The sequence below is a fragment of the Georgenia deserti genome (genome assembly GCF_042680605.1).
GTDB lineage: Bacteria > Actinomycetota > Actinomycetes > Actinomycetales > Actinomycetaceae > Allobogoriella > Allobogoriella deserti.
Window position 1 is genome coordinate 24,528 of sequence record NZ_JBHUEE010000010.1, and the last position, 20,050, is coordinate 44,577.

Sequence of the window (20,050 nt, forward strand, 5' to 3'; positions counted from 1 at the left end):
ATGCCCCGCTCCCTCCGACGCATCGCCACCGGGTCCCTGGCGACCGCCTGCGTCCTCGCCCTGTCCGCCACCACCGCCGGCGCAGGGATCGTCACCGATCCCGTCGTCCACTCCGCCGACGACGCCGCCATCGAGCTCGCGCCGGCGGGCACCTTCGAGACCGGCGTGTTCGACGAGGGCGCCTCCGAGATCGTGCAGGCGCACGGTGACCGGCTCTTCCAGGTCAACGCCGAAGCCGGGTCGGTCAGCGTCCTCGACATGTCCGATCCGGCCGAGATGCACCTGGAGTACTCCATCGCCTCGGACGGCGTCGCCAACTCCGTGGCGGTGCGCGACGACGGCCTCGGGGTCATCGCCTTCGAATCCGAGACCAAGACCGACCCGGGTCACCTTGTCTTCTTCGACGCCACCGCCGACGACGCCGACTCCGCCTACCTCGGCGAGGTCACCGTCGGTCCGCTGCCCGACATGGTCACCATCTCCCCGGACGGGCGCTACGCCGTCGTCGCGAACGAGGGGGAGCCGGCAGAGGACTACTCGGTGGACCCCGAGGGCACGGTCTCCGTGGTGCGCCTGCACCCGGTGCACGTGCGCGCCTCGACGCAGGGGCAGGTCCGCACCGCGGACTTCCGCGCCTACGAGGACGGGCGCCTGCCCGACGGCGTGCGTGTGTTCGGGCCGACCCCGCACGGTGACGACCGCCCTGTCTCGCGTAATCTCGAGCCGGAGTACATCGCCGTCGACGGCACCACCGCCTACGTGGTGCTCCAGGAGAACAACGCCGTCGCCGCTGTCGACCTGCGTTCGGCGCGAGTGCGCGACCTGTGGTCTCTCGGGACGCAAGATCACGGCGAGATCGGGCTCGACCCGTCCGACCGCGACCCACGTGACGCCCCGACGATCGACATCCGCACCTACGAGGGCCTGCACGGCATCCCCATGCCCGACGGCATCCACACCTACCGCTCCGGCGGTGAGACCTACCTCGTCACCGCCAACGAGGGCGACGCCCGCGAATGGGGCGACTACGTGGAGGCCTCGCGCGTCAAGGACCTCGAGGAGGACGGCTACGGTCCGGTGTGCGAGGACAGCCCGCTCGCCGGCGCCCTGGACGACGAGCACCTCGGACGGCTGGAGGTGACCATCGAGGACGGCTTCGACGCCGACCGTGGCTGCTACGAGGAGCTGTACGCCTTCGGCAGCCGGTCGGTCTCGATCTGGACCACCGACGGCGAGCAGGTGTTCGACTCCGGCTCCCAGCTCGAGGAGATCACTGCCGCGGCGGTGCCGGAATTCTTCAATTCCAACCACAGCGAGTCGAACCTCGAGGGCCGCAGCGACAACAAGGGGCCGGAGCCGGAGAACCTCACGATCGGGGAGGTCGACGGCCGAACCTACGCCTTCGTCGGCCTGGAGCGGATCGGCGGCGTGGTCGTCTTCGACATCACCGAGCCGGCCGACACCGAGTTCGTCACGTACGTCAACAACCGGGACTTCTCTCCGTCTCGGTCGAGGAGGCCGATGAGCCGGAGCAGGTCCTCTCGGCGGCCGGCGATCTGGGTCCGGAGGGTCTCGACTTCATCCCGCCGGAGGCCTCACCCACGGATGAGCCGATGCTCGCCGTCGGCAACGAGGTTTCCGGCACCACCACGCTCTGGTCCGTCACCGGCACCGACTGAGTCGGCCACGAGCCTCCCGACGCCCCGGGCCGGACCGCCACGTGCGGCCGACCCGGGGCGTCGCACGCCCGGGCGTCGCCACGGGCCGGGCGGGTCAGTGCGGGCGATCCTCACCGGCTTCGAGGCCCTGCAACAGCTCGACGGCCGCCCGGGCATACTTGCCTTCACCGTCTCCGGGCGCATCTCGCGTCCCTGCGCCGAGGTCTACGAGGCCGTGGCGGACCCCGAGCAACTCTCGAAGTACTTCACCACGGGTGGAGCGCGCGGCCGGCTGGAGCCGGGAGCCGAGGTGACCTGGGACTTCCATGACTTCCCCGGGCGGTTCCCCGTCACCGTGGTCGAGGCCGAACGGCCGCGGCGCATCGTCATCGAGTGGGACGGTGAGCACGTCGCGGGCGACCGTGGCGTCACCACGACGACGTTCGAGTTCGAGCCGCTCGATGACGACACCCGCACATTGGTCACCATCACCGAGTCCGCCTGGCGAGCGACGTCCGGTGGTGCGGCCAGCGCCTTCGGCAACTGCCAGGGCTGGACCGGAATGCTCGCGGCCATGAAGGTCTGGGTCGAGCACGGGATCAATCTGCGCGAAGGCTTCTACCGCTGACCGGCGTACCGTGCCATGAGTTCCGCGCCGATGCCCGCGAGCTCAGCGCGGACGGACTCCGGTTCGAGCACCTCGACCGCCGCACCCCACCCGGCGAGCTGTTCGGCGAGTCCACGTTCGGTGTGCGCCGTGATGCGCACCAGCTGCCGGCGGCCGTCGCCCGCGCCGGGCGCAGCCCCCGGATCAGCGCCGGGCTCAGGCCCGACCTCGACACCGTGGCGGCCAAAGTGCCCCAACACCACCGGGACGTGCCGGGACTCGACCGCCACGGTGGCCGACACCGCTGAGCGCGCCCCCTCGGAGGTCTCGACGGTCTCCCGCCACGCAGCCTCGAGGTGGGCCTCCAGGTCCTCGGGCACGCGGGCCGGTTCGTCCAGGAGCTCGACGCCGGATATCCGGTCGACCCGGAAAGTTCGGACGTCCTCGCGTCCGTCCGGAAGTCCGAGCAGGTACCAGGTGCCCGCCTTGTCCACCAGGCGCAGCGGCGACAGGGTCCGTCGACGGGGGCCGGCGCTGGGGCCGCCGCGCCGGCTCGTGTAGTCGACCGTGACCCGACGGCGGGCGAGCACCGCGCGTTCGAGGTCGGCCAGGTGCGGTGGCGGAGCAGACGCGTTTTCGCCCCAGCCGGCCGGATCTGTGCGGATCGCCGCGAGGGCGCTCTGGGCCTCGGCCTGGAACGGTCCCGGGATGGCGCGCAGGAGTTTACGTAGCGCCGATCGCACCTCCGGCGCGGCGGCGCCCGATCCGAGTGCCAGGAACAAGGCGCGGGACTCCGGCGCCGTCAATCCGCTGAGGTTCGTGCGGGCGCCACCGACCAGTTGCCAGCCGCCGCCTCGGCCCGATCGGGGATAGACGGGCACTCCGGCGGTCGACAGCGCCTCCAGATCACGGCGTGCCGTGGCGACCGAGACCTCGAGTTCGGCGGCGAGTTCGGCCGCCGTCACACGCTCGCGTGACTGCAGCACCAGCACGATGGCGATCATCCGGTCGGCACGCATCGGTGAAGTCCCGCAGGAAAAGTGCGCATGACGTGAGCACTTTGCGCGCGATGCTGATTGCGACACATCGAACGCGAGACCAGGAGACCGACATGCTGCGTGGACTGACCACCCAGACCCACTACGTCGACGACGTGCCTGCGGCGATCGCGTGGTATCGCGAGGTGCTCGGCATCGACCCTTACTTCCTGCGGCCCTCGGCCGACGAGCCGGCGTACGGCGAGTTCCGCATCGGCCCGGATGAGGACGAGCTCGGCTTCATCGACCGGCGCTTCGCGCCCCCGGGTCGCGACACCGCAGGCGGCGGGCCGTCGACCACGTACTGGCACGTGGACGACGTGGCCGCCGACCGGCTCGTCGCTCTCGGCGCCACCGAGCTCGAGCCGGTGGTCGAGCGGGAGGCGGGCTTCGTCACCGCCGTCGCGCTCGACCCGTTCGGCAACGCCGTCGGACTCATGCACAGCCCGCACTGGCTGCGCCAGTAGCCGCGCGCCCGCGTCGAGTCCCCACTCGGTCAGGCCTGATCCATCAGTCCCGACTGGTAGGCGAAGACGACGAGCTGGGCGCGGTCCCGCGCGCCCAGCTTGATCATGGCGCGCGAGACGTGCGTCCGTGAGGTGGCGGGGGAGACGTACAGTCGTTCGGCGATCTCCTGATTGCTCAGACCATGCGCCACCAGCGTCATCACCTCCCGCTCGCGATCGGTGAGCGTGTGCAGGTACGGGTGTGGCTCGCTCGGGCGATGGCGCTCGGCGGCGAACTCCTCGACCACCCTCCGGGTGACCGAGGGCGAGAGCAGGGCGTCTCCGGCGGCGACCAGCCGGACGGCCTGGAGCAGGTCCGGCGGCGCCGTGTCCTTCAGCAGGAAGCCGCTGGCGCCGGCGCGCAGCGCCTCGAAGACGTACTCGTCGATCTCGAACGTCGTCAGCACCACCACCCGGGTACCGGCCAGGTCCTCGTCCGCGCAGATGCGGCGGGTGGCCTCCAACCCGTCCAGGCTCGGCATGCGGATGTCCATGAGCACGACGTCGGGACGCAGCCGCCGGGCCTGGGCGAGCGCGTCGATCCCGTCGATCGCCTCGCCGACGAGTTCGAGGTCGTCCTCGCTGCCGATCAGAGCGCGTAGACCGACCCGGACGAGATCCTGGTCGTCCGCGACGAGCACGGTGATCGGGGGATCGGCAGGGTTCATTCCGGTTGACCTCCTGTCGGCATGACGGCCTCGACCTCGAACCGGCCGTACGCGGGCCCGGCACGGAACGCCCCGCCGACCGTGGTGACCCGTTCCCGCATGCCGGGGATGCCGAGCCCGGGAGTGACGTCGTCTGGCGTGTCACCGTGCAACGGGTTCGTGACCCGGACGAGCAGGTCCGTACCGTGCTGCTCGATCTCGACGTGGACCGTCGGCACCGGCCCGTGTTTGAGGACGTTCGTCAGGGACTCCTGGACCACGCGGTAGGCGGCCACCTCGACGGCGGGATCCACGCGGGGGAGGGGATCCGGTGCGGAGAGTTCGACGTCCAGTCCGGACGAGGCCATCCGGTCGCGCAGATCTTCGAGCCGCTCCAGGCTCGGACCTGGGCGTCTGCTGGCCACGTCCCCCTGGACCGCTGCCAGTGTGCTGCGCAGGTCCTGGAGCGCATCGCCGCTGGTCTCGGAGATGGCGCGCAGCGACCGGACCGCCTGGTCCGGGTCGCGGTCGAGGAGGTGCAGGGCGACGTCGGACTGCATCTTGATCGCCGCCAGGCCGTGCCCGACGACGTCGTGAACCTCCTGCGCCACCCGCAGCCGCTCCGCGTCGACGCCCTGCCGGACAGCATCGGCACGCGCCCGGTCGGCGGCGATCGCCGAGTTCCGCACGACGGCGCCGATGGCGAATGGCACCACCGCCCAGGTCAGCGCGGGTCCGAGGCCGATGACCGTGGCGCTGGGCACGAGCAGGTGTGCCATGAGCAGGGCCAGTGCGACCACGACTGCCGGCACGGATCGGGCCGCCGGACGGTGCCGGGCCACCGTGTACACGGCGAGGAGGAAGGTCACGAAGATGGGGCCGTACGGATACCCCAGAGCCAGGTAGACGGTGATGGCCCCCGTCACGCCCGCCAGCACGAGCATCGGGTAGCGGCGGCGCCACAGCAGGGCCACGGCAGTGAGTGCGACGAGCCCCAACGCCAGGGCGTCGACGTCCCGGAAGTCCAGCGCGATGCCACCCGGACCGAACACGCCGTCAGGAGGTCCGAAGGAGCCGTCGCCTGGACGGGAGGACTCCCCGCCCGGTCCGAAGCGCCCGGCGCCGATCGTTCCGGGGACGCCGAAGGTCAGGATGAGCGCAGCCGGCAGCACGTCGGCCAGGCGCCACCGACGCGTACTCGTGCTCATGGCCCCACTCTGGCCCACCGCCGCCGGTTCGCGCGTCGTCCACGCGTGCAGGTCTCGCGTCGGTGTCTACGTTCCGCTGCGTAGCCGAGCTACGTGCCGAGACTGACGACGGCCGCTGACACCGCGGGGGAGCCTCGGTGCGGAAGGAGGCGACGTTATGCAGACCACACGCCACCAGCTCGGTCGCCGAGCCCGGAGAACTGTCCTCGTCACGCACATCGCCGCGGCCGGCACCTGGCTCGGCATGGACGTCGTCATGGGCGTCCTCGTCCTGGTCGCCGGCACCTCGGCGTCACCGACCACGCAGGCGGTGGCGTACCGGGCGCTCGAGATGGTCGTCACGGTCCCGCTCGTGGTCGCCGCCGTGCTGACGGCGGCGACCGGCATGGTCCTCGGCCTCGGCAGCCGGTACGGCCTCGTCCGGTACTGGTGGGTCACCGTGAAGGTGATCATCACGGCCGTCCTCATCACGCTGGTCCTCGTTCTGCTGCGGCCAGGTGTCCGGGAGGCGGCCGAGCGGGGTGAGGCTGTCCTCGGTGGTGGCGACGCCGTCCTCGCCGTCGGCGACCTCATCTTCCCGCCCATCGTGTCCACCGCCGCCGTGCTGTTCGCGATCGTCCTGTCCGTGGTCAAACCCTGGGGTCGTACCCGGCCTACGCCCGCCGTCGCAGGCACCTGGTCCGAGACTGCGTCCGACGGCGCGGACAGAACTCCACACCCGGCCGACGACGTCGCTGCGGTGGCTGAGCAACCTGGCCGTACCCGCCGGACGCCTGTTCGGCGCCGACCGTCAAGGAGTCCGAGATGACCTATCCCGATGTCACCACGATCGCCCAGCACGCGCCCGTGCTTGCCGAGCGCTTCGGTCACCACGGCCCCGGCGACGGGCCGGGTTGGTGGATCGTCTTCCCGATCGCCTGGTTCCTGCTCCTCGCCGGCGGGCTCGCCGCCGTCGTGGTCTCCGTGCGACGCCGGCATCGGCTCGCGGGCCGCCGCGCGGGGGAGGCACGGTTGGCCGAGCGCTACGCCGCCGGGGAGATCGACGACGAGGAGTACCGGCGCCGGCTCAACGGCCTGCGCACGATGACCGAGTGACCGGTACGGCCGGCGAGGGGGAGGTTCTGGTCGCTACGGACCGCCGGATCCTCCCTCTCGCCTCCGCCGGGCGCCGGAGAGACGCGGCCCGAGAACTGAGCCGGGCGGGTGAAGTAACGTCGGTCACACTGTGGACGCTCACACCGCACCCGGACGGGCGCTCCCGGTCCCGGCCGGAAGCGTTCGCGCGGTCGTGCTCGTCGAAGGCGCCAGCGACGCGGCCGCCCTCGCCGCCCTCGCCGAGATCGAGGGACGCGACCTCACGGCCGACGGCGTCGCCATCGTCCCGATGGGCGGAGCCACCAGCGTCGGCCGTTACCTGCAGCACTACGGACCGCCCGGCCTCGGCCTCGCACTCGCCGGGCTGTGCGACACCCGCGAGGAGCCGTACGTGCGCCGTGGCCTCGCGGCCGCGGGCATCGCGGCCGGCTCGCGCGAGGAGACCGAGCTCGCCGGTTTCTCGGTGTGCGTGCTCGACCTCGAAGACGAGCTCGTCCGGGCGCTCGGGCCGGCCGGCGTGCAACGGGTCCTCGCCGAGCACGGCGATCTGCGTCGGTTCCACCGGTTCCAGCACCAACCGGCCCACCGCGGCGAACCGATCGAGGCGCAACTGCGACGGTTCCTCGGCACCACCAGCGGCCGCAAGGAGCTCTACGGCCGCCGCCTCGTCCTCGCCGCCGGACCGGAACGCGCCCCGGCCCCGTTGCGTGCGGTGCTCTCTCGCGTCTGACCCGCCGTAGACCGGGCACCGCACCGCCGACGAATTCTGACGGCATCGCCGTCCGGCCGCCTTCGGCACCGTCCGCTCCGTACTCTCGGTACATGAGCTCGCGCAGCGGTGCCGCGCTGGCCGGTCTGGGCGTGACGGCCGGCTCACTCGCGCTGGCCGAGGCCGTCGTCCGCCTCGGTGGCACGGGACCGGGCCCCGTGGAGGCCGTCGCGGAGGCGTTCATCGATCGCACGCCGCCGTGGCTGAAGGACCTGGCGATCGACCTGTTCGGCACCGCCGACAAGCTCGCCCTCGGCGTCGGGATCGCCGTCGTCATGGCCGGGCTGGCGATCGCCGCCGGCCTGGCCGAGCGCGCCCGCCGGCTCCGCGGCGCGGCCGTCGTCGTCGTTCTCGCCGTCATCGCGGCAGCGGCGACTCTTACCCGTCCCGACGGCGGGCTCGCCGCGACCTGGCCCGTCCTGGCCTGTGGTCTCGCCGGCGCGTGCGCGCTGGTCGCGGTCGGCAGCGCCCCGGCACTTGATCCGGCCTGGGCCATGACCCACCGGAAGGTGCTCGGCCGCCGGCAACTGCTGATCTCCGCCGGCGCCGTCGGCGGGGTTGCCGTGGCCGGCGGCAGCATCATGCGCTTGACGGGCAACGCCGCACCGGCGACCGCACCGGCTCCGCTCGACCTGCCGGCACCTGTGTCGCCGGCGGCGCAGGTCCCCGAGGGCGGGGCGCTGGACATCGCCGGCCTAGCACCGTACGAGACGCCGAACGAGGAGTTCTATCGGATCGACACGGCCTTCGTCGTCCCCCGGGTCGACCCGGCGACCTGGACGCTGCGAGTCCACGGCCTCGTCGACCGCGAGGTCGAGATGAGCCTGGACGACCTGCTCGGCGAGGAGCTGGTCGAGGCCTGGGTGACCCTGTGTTGCGTCTCGAACCAAGTCGGCGGCGATCTCATCGGCAACGCCCGGTGGCTGGGACTGCCAGTGCGCACCGTGCTCGAACGCGCCGGCGTGCGCGACGGCGCCGACATGGTCCTCTCCCGCAGCGTGGACGGCTTCAGCGCCTCGACCCCGCTGGGGGTGCTCATGGACGACCGCAACGCCTTACTCGCCGTCGCCATGAACGGGACCGAGCTACCGCCCGAGCACGGTTACCCGGTCCGCGTCGTCGTCCCGGGGCTGTACGGCTACGTCTCGGCCACGAAGTGGCTCGCCGAGCTCGAGGTCACCCGGTTCGCCGACCAGACGGCGTACTGGACCGACCGCGGCTGGTCCGCCCGAGGTCCGGTGAAGATCTCCTCACGCATCGACGTCCCGCGCGGTCGGCGGAGCCTGCAGGCCGGCGAGAACGTCGTCGCGGGTGTGGCGTGGGCTCAGCACACCGGCATCGCCGCGGTCGAGGTCCGCGTCGACGGCGGTCCCTGGCAGCCGGCCGACCTCGCGGAGGAGGTGTCCGTGGACACGTGGCGCCAGTGGGTCTACCGATGGGACGCGGCGGCCGGCGATCATCGGCTCGAGGTGCGCGCCACCGGCCACGACGGGGAGGTCCAGACCGAGGAGGTCCAGGGCACCGTGCCCGACGGCGCGACCGGCCTGCACGGCGTCGATGTCGCCGTGGCGTGAGCACCTCACGCCACGGGAGCGTTGTGGTCCAATAGCGACCATGCCAGAGGTGACGTCGTGGCGTTCCGGACCGCTGACCGACCGAGTCCGGTGCGTGCTGGCGCCCAACCCCGGCGTGATGACGCTCGAGGGCACGAACACCTGGCTGCTGCGCGAGCCAGGTTCCGCTGAGGTGGCCGTGGTCGACCCGGGACCCGATGACGCCGGACACATCCGTGCGGTGCTCGACGCCGCCGCGGCGGACGGCGGTCGGATCACCCAGATCGTCCTGACGCACCACCACCGGGACCACACCGAGGCCGTCCCCGGCCTCGTCCATGCCACGGGCGCTCCGGTGCGCGGCGGCGATCACGACGCCTTCGACGACGGCGAGCGCGTCAGGGCCGGCGATCTGGAGATCGAGGTCGTCCGCACCCCGGGCCACACCGGCGACTCCGTGAGCTTCCTCGTCCCCGCCGACAAGCTGCTCCTCACCGGCGACACCGTGCTGGGCCGTGGCACCACCGTCATCACGGCACACACCGGCGACGCCCGAGGCGGCGACCTCGGGGACTATCTCCGGACCCTGGATCTCCTCGTGGAGCTCATCGATTTCGGTCGGGTGGAGCGGATCGCACCCGGCCACGGGCCCGCTCTGGACAACCCGGGGCCGGTGCTCCGACGGTTGCGTGAGCACCGACGGGGCCGGCTCGACGAGGTCCGGGCCGCCGTGGAGGCCGGCGCCGAGGACGTCGACCAGGTCGTCGACGCCGTGTATGGCGCCGGCGCCAACGACCGCCGCTGGGCCGCCGGACAGAGCGTCCGCGCGCAGCTGGACTACCTGGGCGTGTCGTTCGGGTGACGAGCCGCCGCGGCCGGGCCGGCTGACGATTCCCTGTCCCAGGCCCGTACCCGTCGTCGATTTCCGTCTGCCCGTCGCCATACAGGTAACCAGCGGGTTACCATTCAAGCATGGACGTGTTTCGAGCGATACAGGTAACCAGCGGGTTACCATTCAAGCATGGACGTGTTTCGAGCGATAGCGGACCCGGTGCGCCGGGAGTTGGTCGAGCAGATCGCCAGCCGACCCCGTCGCGTGGTCGACCTCGCTCAGGCACGCGAGATCTCACGCCCTGCCGTCAGCAAGCACCTCAAAGTGATGGTCGAGGCTGGGATCGTCAGTGCCGAGGACCGCGGACGCGAGCGCTGGTACGCCCTACGACCCGAGGCCCTCGAGGAGATCGAGGCCTGGCTACGCCGCGTGCGGGCCACGCCGCCGGTCCCTGAACATGCACTCGACGCCCTCGACCTCGAGGTGCGCCGCACCGAGCGGGAGCGCCGCAGCACCACGTCCAGTGACCGTCCGAACCGCCGACCAGGGGAGAACACCGCATGAGTCCGCGCCCGACCGCCGTCGTCGATGACACCACACAGCCGCCTCGGGTCGTGTTCACCCGACACTTCCGTGCTCCGATCGAGGACGTGTGGGAGGCCGTCTCCGACCCGGCGCGCCTGGAGCGGTGGATCGGCACCTATTCCGGGGATCCCGCCTCCGGTCACGTCACGTTCCGGATGACGGCCGAGGAGGACGCCGGGGACGAGGAGGTCGCGATCCACCGCTGCGAACCGCCCCACCACTGGTCCGTGACCACCAGCAGCGATGGCCAGTCCTGGTCCTTCACCCTCACCCTCACCGAGGACGACGGCGGCACCCGCCTCGAGTTCGCGCAGGTCCTGACCGACCCGGCGGAGCTTCAGAGCTTCGGGCCGGGCTGGGAGTACTACCTCGACCGACTGGCGGCCGACCTCCGCGGTGCGCAGGCCGACGAGGTGCGGTGGGAGGACTACTACCCGACGATGGCCGACTACTTCGCCACCCTGCGCCGCTAGATCGGGTCACCCGGCTTCTGGCCCCTGGCGCAACCTCGTCGGACGCTGGTTCGGCGAACTGACCACCACAAAGCTCCAACCAGGCGCACATATCTCGGTCCGCGCCCACGACACCGAGGTACGCGCATAGAGCAAGAACTGGAACGAGTGGTTTGCCCCAAGGTATGGACCAAGACCAGCGAACACATCCTCGAATCCGGCACACGGGGCTGCATCCGAATGACGCCTCACGGCTATAGGTCATGTCTCCCACCCGCGGCGGCGCTGGGATCACGGCGAGTGGATAGAGCTTGTTGGTGCCCTCATCACTGGGGTAGATCGATGTACCTCTCCACGATCAACGGGCGCTTTAGTGGGTTCGTGAACACAACGCGCCCCAACACCAGCAGAGGTCCGTACAGGACTGTTTCGTGACCGAAATTGTCATGAGGGTGCTGAGCCTTGACCGGACCTTCGGTGAACTGCGGGCCAAAGGAGTATTCGACTTCCTTGATCTTGCTATCGCTGAGTGGGCCGCTTCCGTGCTGGGTCAAATGAACTCTTGCGGTCCACCATTTCCGGTTGTCGTCACTTCTGCCGGGAGCGGGAGTGACACTGTGAGTGAGAAAGACGCCCTGCCGTCTCCGATACTCGTTCTCGCGGAGGTAGTGCCACTGGTCGGTGCTCCACGCTCGGGCATCGAGTCGTCTGAGCCGACCCTCGTCGCAGAGGATGACGATCAGCGCGACAACGGTCAGAACGCAAGTGATCCACAAACCCACGAGGTCTCGCTCACCCGCAACAAGAGCCAGGGTGAAGGAGACGCTGACGCCTGCCGTGAAGACGTACTCCGCGATACGGCGTACGGCGGTGTCGCGGGTCGAATCCACTGGGCTGGGGTAGCGGTCCATCTGTGAATGCTATGGACGAGGACGTCATGCGCTGACGAGATTCGTCCGACAACAGACCCATGCGCCAGTCGTAGTAGCCCTGTCCATAATCCTGCGACATGGCGGCAACCGACTGCCGAGGGGGTCTGATGCTCGGCGTAAGGAGACGTGCCTAGCGGTGCGACGCCGGATCGAGCGCCAGCCCGACGGCATCGGCAAGCTGCGCGAGGTCGCGATCGTGTGCGAGGACAACGGCACCGTTCCGGAGCGCGACGGCCGCGATCACGCAGTCGATCAGGCCGCGGGGCGTGACGCCAAGCCGACGACAGGTGCGGTAGATCGTCACCGCACCGTCAAAGTCGGCGACCGGGTCGATGCGGAGCACAGCAAAGCGGTCCAGCAGTCGGCGAAGGTCGCGCTCGCCGGCGTCGGTTCGCGCGCCTGACATCGCCAGCGCCGCCTCGCGGGACATCGGATCGCCGGCCAGGTGCCGCAGCGCGAGATCGACGGCCTCGGTCTTGGTCGTCACGCCGTAGCGCCTCATGATGGTCGCCACGGCGCCGCCGATGCCCCGCCGGACTAGGCTCGCGGCTATGGACTACGTGCGACTCGGGCGTTCCGGACTGACCGTCTCCACCGTCGGACTGGGGTGCAACAACCTCGGCCGGGCCGGGACCGACACGCAGACCGAGGAGGGCAGTACCGCCGTCGTCCGTGCCGCCCTCGACGCCGGCATCACCCTCTTCGACACGGCCGACACCTACGGCGCCGAGCCGGGGCTCAGCGAGACGCTTCTCGGCCGCGCGCTCGCAGGCCGGCGCGACGAGGCGATCGTCGCGACCAAGTTCGGGATGGACGCCCGCGGCGCCAACGGCACCGACTTCGGGGCGCGCGGGTCGCGCCGCTACCTCGTCAAGGCGGCCGAGGCCTCCCTGCGCCGTCTCGGGACCGAGTACATCGACCTCTACCAGCTGCACCGGCCAGACCCCGACACCCCGATCGAGGAGACGCTCTCCGCGCTCGACGACCTCGTCCGGTCCGGAAAGGTCCGGTACATCGGGCACTCGAACTTCGCCGGCTGGCAGATCGCCGAGGCCGCCCATGTCGCGCTGGACGGCGGGTTCACGCCGTTCATCTCGGCGCAGAACCACTACAGCCTCATCGAGCGGTCCGCCGAGCGCGAGGTCATCCCCGCCGCTGAGCATTACGGACTCGGCCTCCTGCCCTTCTTCCCGCTGGCCAACGGCCTGCTGACCGGCAAATACGCCTCCGGGAGCGCCCCCGAGGGCAGCCGGCTGAGCCGGTCGAAGCAGGAACTCCTCGACAACGCCGAGCTCATGGACAAGGTTCGCGCGTTCAGCGAGTTCGCGCGCCAGCGGGACATGGCCGAGGTGCAGGTCGCGTTCTCCTGGCTGGCGTCCCAGCCCGCGGTGGCCAGCGTGATCGCCGGCGCCACCACACCCGAGCAGGTGGCCCAGAACGCCGAGGCCGTCTCGTGGACACCGACGGAGCAGGACGAGGAAGCTCTCGCCGCGATCTTCCCGCGTGCGGGCTCCTCGTTCTGAGGAGCGCGCCGAGCCCGGTACTCACACGAGCCCGGAGATCTCCTGTGCGTCCTCGCCGACCACCGCCCGGGCCAGCGCATCGCCGAGCAGGGGCGCCATCGTCAGGCCACCGGCGCCGTACCCCGTCGCCACCCACAGCCGCTCGCCCACCTGGCCGACCACGGGCAGCTCGTCGGGCAGCGGGCGCAGGCCGACCCGGGTCTCGATAAGGGTGGCGTCGGCGAGGCCGGGGGCGATCGACAGCGCGTCCTGCAGCACCTGGAGCTGACCGGCGGCCGTGATGCGCGGGTCGAACCCGCTCCCGGTCTCCCGGGTGGCACCGGCCACCACTCGTCCCGCGTCGAAGGCGACCAGGTAGTGGTGGGCGAGAGGGGTGACCGTCGGCCACGCCGAGGTGTCCGCGCCCTCCAGGCGCAGGTGGGTGATCTGCCCACGCTGGGGTACCACCGGCACGCGCACGCCCGCGCGAGCCAGCAGGTCCGCGGTCCACGCCCCGGCCGTGACGACGACGGCGTCCGCCTCCAGCGGGGTCGTGTTCACCTCGGCGGTCACGGCCTCGCCGACGGTGGCCAGGTGCACAGCCCCGCTCATCCGCCGGGCACCGGCCCGCGTTGCCGCCGCGAGCAGCGCGTCGCGCAGCGTGCGTCCGTCCACCCGGCCGCCACCGGTGAGGAAGAAACCTGACAGGTCCTCGGCCAGCGGTGGGAAGAGGTCGCGCAGCTGCCCGGTGTGGAGCCGTTCGACCCGGCCGGCCACCGCGCCGGCGGCGGCGACCCGCTCCCGGACGTTCGCCTCTGCGGCGGCGAGCACACCAGGATCGTGGTGGACCGCGAGCGAGCCGGTGCGCCGATAGTCCGGGGGAGTCACGCCCGCCTCGCCGAGGAGGTCGAGCAGCCTCGGGTAGAAGGCGCCCCCGGCGGCGTAGAGGTCGTAGAAGCGTCCTGTCGAGGAGGACAGCCACGGCGCCACGATGCCGGCGCCGGCCGCGGTGGCCTGACCCGCGGCGCCGTCGTCCACGACCGTGACGGCGACCCCGCGGCGAGCGAGGGCGAAGGCGACGGAGGCGCCGGCCACGCCGGCCCCGATGACGACGGCGGAGGAGGACGAGCTCACCTGACCATTCTGTCCGGCTCGTCGGTCGGTGTCCGGCCACCTCGCCGGGCGGGCGCGTGCGCACCAGGCGACCGGGGACCCGCGACGGGTCCGAGGAACGCGACAGACACAGCGGCAGCGGCGGCTGGGCATACTGGCCCCATGCGGATGCCGACCGAGCTGCACCTTCATCTCGAGGGGACGCTCGAGCCTGAGATGACGTTCCGGCTGGCGGAGCAGAACCGCCTCGACCTGCCCTGGCGCGACCCCGACGAGCTGCGCGCCCGGTTCGACTTCACCGATCTCCAGTCGTTTCTGGACCTGTACACGATGAGCCAGGAGGTCCTGCGCACCGGCGAGGACTTCCACGCCCTCACCGACGCGTACCTCGCGCGCGCCGCGGCGGCGGGGGTGCGCCACGCCGAGGTCTCGCTCGACCTGCAGGCGCACACCGGACGCGGTGTGCGCGCGGCCGAGGTGCTCGACGGCGTCACCAGCGCCCTGCAGGCTGCGCCCGGCCGGCACGGCCTCTCGGCCGGGCTCATCGTCACGGTCCTGCGCCATCTCCCGGGCGAGGCGGCGCTGGCGACCGTCCGCGAGGTCGTGGAGTCCGGATACCCGGTGCTCGGTCTCGGGCTGTGCTCGACCGAGCTCACCGCGCACGCCCGCGACTTCGTCGAGGCCTTCGACCTCGCCCGCGCCCACGGCCTGCACTTGACCGCGCACGCCGGCGAAGAAGGACCGCCGCAGAACGTCACGGGCGTGCTCGACCATCTCCGCGTCGAACGCGTCGACCACGGCGTGCGCGCCTGCGGCGACCCGGCGCTGGTCGCCCGGCTGGTGGCCCAGCGCATCCCCCTCACCGTCTGTCCGGTCTCGAACCTGCGCCTGCGGGTTGTCGACGCGCTGCACGAGCACCCGCTGCGGCGGATGCTCGACAGCGGAGTGATGGTGACCCTCAACTCCGACGACCCCGCCTACTTCGGCGGTTACCTCGACGAGGTCACCGACCGCACGGCCGAGGCACTCGACCTGGGCGAGGAGCACCTGAGCACTCTCGCCCGCAACGGCATCGACGCCGCCTGGGTGGAGGAGTCCCGCCGCCGCGAACTGCACGCCGAACTCGAGCGGGACCTCGGCGGCACACCATGAGGGCCGGCGAGACGACCGGGGGGAGCGAGTCCGCGGCGGCGAGCGAGACCACCGGGACGACGTCAGGCGCCGTCGTCGTCGGACCGGACGGGCTGGCCCGGCCCACCTGGGCGGCTACCGACCCGCTGCTGCGCGAGTACTACGACACCGAATGGGGCATGCCGGTGACCGGCGAGGCCGCCGTGTTCGAACGGCTCAGCCTCGAGGCGTTCCAGTCCGGGCTCTCCTGGGCCACCGTGCTGCGCAAACGGCCCGCGTTCCGGGAGGTCTTCCACGACTTCGATCCTGACGCGGTCGCCGCGATGACCGACGGCGACATCGCGCGACTGATGCAGGACGCGCGCATCATCCGCAACCGCCGCAAGATCGAGGCCACCCGCACCAACGCCCACGCCACGGTGATGTTGCGGGCGGACGGCGGCCTCGAACGGCTCGTGTGGTCCTACCGACCGGAGCGCACGCCGCTGCCGCGCACACCGCAGGAGGTTCCCACCACCAGCCCGGAATCGGTGGCCCTGTCGAAGGAGCTGCGACGGCGCGGATTCGTGTTCGTCGGCCCAACCACCATGCACGCCCTCATGGAGGCCATCGGCATCGTCGACACCCATCTCGTCGACTCCCACCGCAGAGGCTCTTCCGGCGTATGGAATCCCGACGGCACCCCACGCCTGCGCATCGCCACGCTCGGGTAGCCTGCGGGCGACGCGTGACGAGGCGTGGAGGGAAGACGATGACGACGACCGAGAACGTGCTACGTGCCAGGGTGGACGATCTACCTGGCCTGGCCGGTGCCAGCTTCGGTCCGTCGTCCTGGCGGACCGTCACCGCCGAGGAGGTCCGGGCTTTCGCCGACCTGACCGGAGATCACAACCCGATCCACCTCGACGAGGCGGCCGGCGCGGCGAGCCCCTTCGGTACGACGATCGTGCACGGCTACTTCACCCTCAGCCTCATCGTCCCGCTCATGGCCGAGGTGTTCGTCGTCGAGGAGGTCGGCACCGGCGTCAACTACGGATTGAACAAGCTGCGGTTCCCCGCGCCGGTACCCGTCGGCTCGCGCATCCGGCTGTCCGGCACGCTCAGCGACGTGACCGAGCTCGACGGCGGTCACCAGCTGCAGGTCGACACCACCTTCGAGGTCGCAGGCGCGGCCAAGCCGGCCTGCGTCGCCCAGCTTGTCCTGCGCTACTACCGATAGCACCGTGCGCAGCACCTACGGGCAGCTCTGGCGCGAGGTCGCCGCCGCCGTCGGGGACCGGGTCGCAGTCACCTCGGGCGAGCGCGCACTGACCTACCGGGAGCTGGAGCGAGAGGCCGCTCGCCTCGCCGGCCTGTTCCGCGCGCACGGCATCGGCCGCGGGGACACCGTCGCCATTTACGCCTACAACTGCCCCGAGTACCTCTCGGCGCTCTTCGCCGCGCTGACGCTCGGTGCCGCGCCGGCACCGCTGAACTTCCGCTCACGAGCCGGCGAGCTCGCCGGGTTGCTGGCCGAGGTCCAGGCCACGGCCTTGGTCTACCCTCGGTCCCTCGCCGATGCCGTCACGGCCGCCGCCGACCGGACCGAGGTGCCGGAGCTCAGACTGCGCCTCGAGGTCGACGACGACGCCGGCGCCCGTCCCGCGGTGCCGGGCGCGGTGCCGTTCGACGCCCCCGCCGAGGAACATCGGCCCGAGATACCCGACGACGGGCGGCTGTTGCTGTGCACCGGCGGCACCACCGGCAGGCCCAAGGCCGTCGTCTGGTCGGTCGCCGACCTGTTCGAGGCTCAGCAGTACGCCACCTACGGGACGCTCGGCCTGCCCGTGCCCGGCACGCTCGAGGCGGCGATCGGCGTCGCCAGCGACGCGGGCACACCACACGTCGTCGTCATGCCGCTCGCGCCGTTCATGCACGGCACCGCGCTGTTCAACAGCATGAACGTGCTGAGCCTCGGCGGCACCGTCGTCGTGCTCGCCTCGCCTCGGCTCGACGCCGAGGCGGCGATCCGGCTGGCCCGGGACCAGCTGGCGACGCGGTGGATCATCGCCGGGGACGCGGTCGCCCGGCCGCTGCTCGAGGCCGTCGAGGCGGACGCCGCGGACGCGGGCCCCGTGCTGCCGCACCTGGATTCCGTCATCTCCTCCGGGATGCGCCTGTCCGACGACGTCAAGGCGCGACTGCACGCCCTCGGTGACGTGACGATCTCCGACTTCCTTGCCTCTACCGAAGGTGGGCCCTACGCCGTCGCCGTCTCCGGGTCCGCCGACGACCTGCCGGCCCGGTTGCGGTTGTTCCCCGGCGCCGTCGTGCTCGACGCCGCACATCAGGAAGTCCAGGACATGCCGGGTGCGGTCGGGGTGCTGGGATTCCGGGGTGCGCTCCCGCAGGGGTATCTCGGGGACCCGGGCAGGACCGCCGAGACCTTCCCGGTGATCGGTGGCCGGCGGCACGTGGTGCCCGGCGACTACGTCCAGGTGCTGGGGGAGGGGTATGTCGAGCTGCTCGGCCGCGGCAGCGCGGTCGTCAACAGCGGTGGCGAGAAGATCTACCCGGCTGAGGTCGAGGAAGCCCTGCTGAGTCACCCGGAGGTCACCGACGCCGTCGTCCTCGGACTCCCGGACCGGCGGTGGGGCGAGGCGGTGACCGCCGTCGTCGCGCTCCGGGCGGGCTCGGCGGTGACGGCCGGTGACCTGACGGCGCACGTGGGCCGCCGGCTCGCCGGGTACAAGAAACCCAAGCGGGTGGTGCTCCGGGAACAGATCGAGCGGAGTCCCACCGGCAAGGTGGACCTACGGGCGCTACGTGCCCAATTGACCTCGGAGCCGGGGTAGCCGCCGGGGGGCTCAGCCGACGCGGGCGGGGGCGACCACCTCGCGCCACTGCTCCGGCTCGAGCGGTGGCCCCGCCTCGGCGGACGCACGGTACCCGCGTGCCAGACCGCGGCACACGGCGACGGCGTCGGCGAGCAGGATCCGCAGCCGTTCGTCGCTGTCCGGCACGCACGCGGTGGCGATGCCCGGCACGGCGAAGTCCAGGATGACCGGCCCTGGGTGGAACCGGACCGGGCCGACCACACCGTGGGAGATGAACCGGCGCGCCCACTGCGCCGCCAACGGCGCCTCGCGCAGCGCCAGTGCCGTCGTGGTGCGCAGCGTGTCCGGGTCACGGCCGTCCCCGGCCGCGAGCATGCGGTCCACGCTGAGGGCTCCGACGGCCAGCGACCGCTGCGTCTCCTCGGCGACGACGGGGAGCGCCCGGGTTGCCGTGAGGAGCGCGATCTCGTGGTCCCAGCGCGGGTCCGTGCTCGTCAACCCGATGACGGAGGGGACCAGCGGGGCCAGCTGCGGGCGAGCGGCGTCCGAGGTGCAGTCGTTGACCAGCCGTGCGAGATGGGCGAGCAGGCGGTGCGTGCACGAGGGCCGGTCGCTCCACCGCTCACCGGCCAGGTAGGAGGCGAGCTCCATGAAACACGCGCCCTTGCGGGGATTGCGGTGCTTTCCCCGCCCGAGCATCGGCAGCATGTCGTAGTTGGTGTCCATGACCTGCTCCACTCCTGGCGTGATCGCTGTCACACAAGGATGCGCCAATCACTGTGGGGTCCGCAACGGCAATCGGCGCGTCAGGTCGCTCAGTCCAGCGCGGCGGCCAGCGCGAGCTGGAGGGCGCGCTGGAAGTTCTCCTCCCGCTGTGCGGCGCTGAAGTCCTGCGAGGAGTCGAGGAGGTGGTCGGAGATCGTGCACACGGCCAGGGCCTGTCGGCCGTACTGGGCGGCGATGCCGTACAGCGCGGCGGCCTCCATCTCCACCGCGAGGGTGCCGTGGTCGGCAAGCGCCTGGATCTGCTCCGGCGGGTTGCCGTAGAAGTGGTCCCGGGAGACCACGGGGGCGACGTGGACCGGATCGTCGCCGGCCGCCGCGACGGCCGCGGCCACCAGGGGGTAGGACGCGACGGCGGAGAACCGGATCCCCGCGATGCGGCGGTCGTTCATCGCGGAGTCGGTGTGCGCGCCGAGCGCGACGACGACGTCGCCGACCTTCACCTGCGGCGACATGCCACCCGCCGTGCCGACCCGGACGATGCGTTCCACCCCGTAGGTCGCGAACAGCTCGTTCGCGTAGATGCCGAGGGACGGCATTCCCATGCCGGAGGCCATGACGGTCAGCGGCCGGCCGTCGACCTGTCCGGTGTAGACACCGTTGCCGCGCACGTCGGAGACCTGCCGCGCGTCGGGCATGAGCTGGGCGGCGATCCGTTCGGCGCGGCGCGGGTCACCGGGCAGGAGGACGGCGGGAGCGATCTCGCCGACCTCGGCGGCGATGTGCGGGGTAGGCATGCCGCCATCCTCCCACCCCACCCCCGGCGACTCGTCACTCCTGTGCCGACTTGTCCTTCCTGTGCACGTGCACTCTTCTGACAACTG

Annotated in this window: 22 protein-coding genes; 14 read left to right on the forward strand and 8 right to left on the reverse strand. The window is 71.5% G+C overall.

Going from position 1 to position 20,050, the window contains the following annotated elements; genetic code table 11:
* Complete coding sequence (locus ACFSE6_RS16460) at positions 1-2,286, forward strand: choice-of-anchor I family protein (protein ID WP_388009734.1); 2,286 nt, start codon at positions 1-3, stop codon at positions 2,284-2,286.
* On the opposite strand, the gene ACFSE6_RS16465 is transcribed toward ACFSE6_RS16460, so the two are convergent.
* Positions 2,277-3,284, reverse strand: coding sequence for a helix-turn-helix transcriptional regulator (locus ACFSE6_RS16465; RefSeq protein ID WP_388009737.1), 1,008 nt, complete (start codon positions 3,282-3,284; stop codon positions 2,277-2,279). The two genes, ACFSE6_RS16460 and ACFSE6_RS16465, sit on opposite strands and share 10 nt — an antisense overlap.
* 92 nt (positions 3,285-3,376) lie before the next feature.
* Between ACFSE6_RS16465 and ACFSE6_RS16470 the strand changes: the two genes are divergently transcribed.
* Positions 3,377-3,769, forward strand: coding sequence for a VOC family protein (locus ACFSE6_RS16470; protein WP_388009740.1), 393 nt, complete (start codon positions 3,377-3,379; stop codon positions 3,767-3,769).
* 29 nt (positions 3,770-3,798) lie between these two features.
* On the opposite strand, the gene ACFSE6_RS16475 is transcribed toward ACFSE6_RS16470, so the two are convergent.
* Both ACFSE6_RS16475 and ACFSE6_RS16480 read right to left on the reverse strand, forming a co-directional pair.
* On the reverse strand, positions 3,799-4,476 hold the full coding sequence (locus ACFSE6_RS16475) for a response regulator (protein WP_388009743.1): 678 nt from the start codon (positions 4,474-4,476) through the stop codon (positions 3,799-3,801).
* On the reverse strand, positions 4,473-5,663 hold the full coding sequence (locus ACFSE6_RS16480; RefSeq protein WP_388009746.1) for a sensor histidine kinase: 1,191 nt from the start codon (positions 5,661-5,663) through the stop codon (positions 4,473-4,475). Before ACFSE6_RS16480 ends, ACFSE6_RS16475 begins: the two co-directional genes overlap by 4 nt.
* 157 nt (positions 5,664-5,820) lie before the next feature.
* On the opposite strand from ACFSE6_RS16480, the gene ACFSE6_RS16485 reads away from it, so the two are divergent.
* The 7 genes from ACFSE6_RS16485 (at position 5,821) to ACFSE6_RS16515 (ending at position 10,970) form a co-directional block, all read left to right on the forward strand.
* The gene (locus ACFSE6_RS16485) at positions 5,821-6,471 is read left to right on the forward strand and encodes a hypothetical protein (protein ID WP_388009749.1); all 651 of its coding nucleotides are present in this window, start codon (positions 5,821-5,823) and stop codon (positions 6,469-6,471) included.
* Positions 6,468-6,758: an SHOCT domain-containing protein gene (locus ACFSE6_RS16490; protein WP_388009752.1), complete on the forward strand. Its 291-nt coding sequence runs from the start codon at positions 6,468-6,470 to the stop codon at positions 6,756-6,758. Before ACFSE6_RS16485 ends, ACFSE6_RS16490 begins: the two co-directional genes overlap by 4 nt.
* A gap of 130 nt (positions 6,759-6,888) precedes the next feature.
* Positions 6,889-7,488, forward strand: a complete 600-nt coding sequence (locus ACFSE6_RS16495; RefSeq protein ID WP_388009755.1) for a TOPRIM nucleotidyl transferase/hydrolase domain-containing protein — start codon at positions 6,889-6,891, stop codon at positions 7,486-7,488.
* Positions 7,489-7,580: 92 nt separating this feature from the next.
* Positions 7,581-9,101 carry a molybdopterin-dependent oxidoreductase gene (locus tag ACFSE6_RS16500; RefSeq protein ID WP_388009758.1) on the forward strand — a complete coding sequence of 507 codons (1,521 nt, stop codon included), beginning with the start codon at positions 7,581-7,583 and terminating at the stop codon, positions 9,099-9,101.
* Positions 9,102-9,141: 40 nt separating this feature from the next.
* Entirely contained in the window at positions 9,142-9,942 is an 801-nt protein-coding gene (locus ACFSE6_RS16505; RefSeq protein ID WP_388009761.1) for an MBL fold metallo-hydrolase, read from the forward strand.
* A 159-nt stretch (positions 9,943-10,101) separates the two neighbouring features.
* Entirely contained in the window at positions 10,102-10,476 is a 375-nt protein-coding gene (locus ACFSE6_RS16510; protein WP_388009764.1) for an ArsR/SmtB family transcription factor, read from the forward strand.
* Positions 10,473-10,970 carry an SRPBCC family protein gene (locus ACFSE6_RS16515; protein ID WP_388009767.1) on the forward strand — a complete coding sequence of 166 codons (498 nt, stop codon included), beginning with the start codon at positions 10,473-10,475 and terminating at the stop codon, positions 10,968-10,970. Before ACFSE6_RS16510 ends, ACFSE6_RS16515 begins: the two co-directional genes overlap by 4 nt.
* Before the next feature lie 305 nt (positions 10,971-11,275).
* On the opposite strand, the gene ACFSE6_RS16520 is transcribed toward ACFSE6_RS16515, so the two are convergent.
* A complete protein-coding gene (locus ACFSE6_RS16520; protein ID WP_388009770.1) occupies positions 11,276-11,860 on the reverse strand; it encodes a hypothetical protein in 585 nt (194 codons plus the stop codon).
* Between the two features lie 151 nt (positions 11,861-12,011).
* On the reverse strand, positions 12,012-12,383 hold the full coding sequence (locus ACFSE6_RS16525) for a PIN domain-containing protein (protein WP_388010055.1): 372 nt from the start codon (positions 12,381-12,383) through the stop codon (positions 12,012-12,014).
* A 49-nt stretch (positions 12,384-12,432) separates the two neighbouring features.
* Here ACFSE6_RS16525 and ACFSE6_RS16530 point away from each other — a divergent pair, with 49 nt between their 5' ends.
* Positions 12,433-13,404 carry an aldo/keto reductase gene (locus tag ACFSE6_RS16530; RefSeq protein ID WP_388009773.1) on the forward strand — a complete coding sequence of 324 codons (972 nt, stop codon included), beginning with the start codon at positions 12,433-12,435 and terminating at the stop codon, positions 13,402-13,404.
* Positions 13,405-13,425: 21 nt separating this feature from the next.
* Here ACFSE6_RS16530 and ACFSE6_RS16535 read toward each other — a convergent pair whose 3' ends face one another.
* Positions 13,426-14,517: an NAD(P)/FAD-dependent oxidoreductase gene (locus tag ACFSE6_RS16535; RefSeq protein WP_388009776.1), complete on the reverse strand. Its 1,092-nt coding sequence runs from the start codon at positions 14,515-14,517 to the stop codon at positions 13,426-13,428.
* Positions 14,518-14,658: 141 nt separating this feature from the next.
* Between ACFSE6_RS16535 and add the strand changes: the two genes are divergently transcribed.
* The 4 genes from add to ACFSE6_RS16555 are packed head-to-tail and all read left to right on the forward strand — an operon-like array spanning position 14,659 to position 18,461.
* Positions 14,659-15,648, forward strand: coding sequence for an adenosine deaminase (add, locus tag ACFSE6_RS16540; RefSeq protein ID WP_388009779.1), 990 nt, complete (start codon positions 14,659-14,661; stop codon positions 15,646-15,648).
* Complete coding sequence (locus tag ACFSE6_RS16545) at positions 15,645-16,340, forward strand: DNA-3-methyladenine glycosylase I (RefSeq protein WP_388009782.1); 696 nt, start codon at positions 15,645-15,647, stop codon at positions 16,338-16,340. Before add ends, ACFSE6_RS16545 begins: the two co-directional genes overlap by 4 nt.
* 38 nt (positions 16,341-16,378) lie before the next feature.
* Complete coding sequence (locus ACFSE6_RS16550; protein ID WP_388009785.1) at positions 16,379-16,846, forward strand: MaoC family dehydratase; 468 nt, start codon at positions 16,379-16,381, stop codon at positions 16,844-16,846.
* Between the two features lie 4 nt (positions 16,847-16,850).
* Positions 16,851-18,461: an AMP-binding protein gene (locus ACFSE6_RS16555; protein WP_388009788.1), complete on the forward strand. Its 1,611-nt coding sequence runs from the start codon at positions 16,851-16,853 to the stop codon at positions 18,459-18,461.
* A gap of 12 nt (positions 18,462-18,473) precedes the next feature.
* On the opposite strand, the gene ACFSE6_RS16560 is transcribed toward ACFSE6_RS16555, so the two are convergent.
* On the reverse strand, positions 18,474-19,169 hold the full coding sequence (locus tag ACFSE6_RS16560) for a hypothetical protein (RefSeq protein ID WP_388009791.1): 696 nt from the start codon (positions 19,167-19,169) through the stop codon (positions 18,474-18,476).
* Positions 19,170-19,258: 89 nt separating this feature from the next.
* Positions 19,259-19,963 (reverse strand): purine-nucleoside phosphorylase, encoded by a 705-nt coding sequence (locus tag ACFSE6_RS16565; RefSeq protein ID WP_388009794.1) that lies wholly within the window; start codon positions 19,961-19,963, stop codon positions 19,259-19,261.
* Positions 19,964-20,050: the final 87 nt, after the last annotated feature.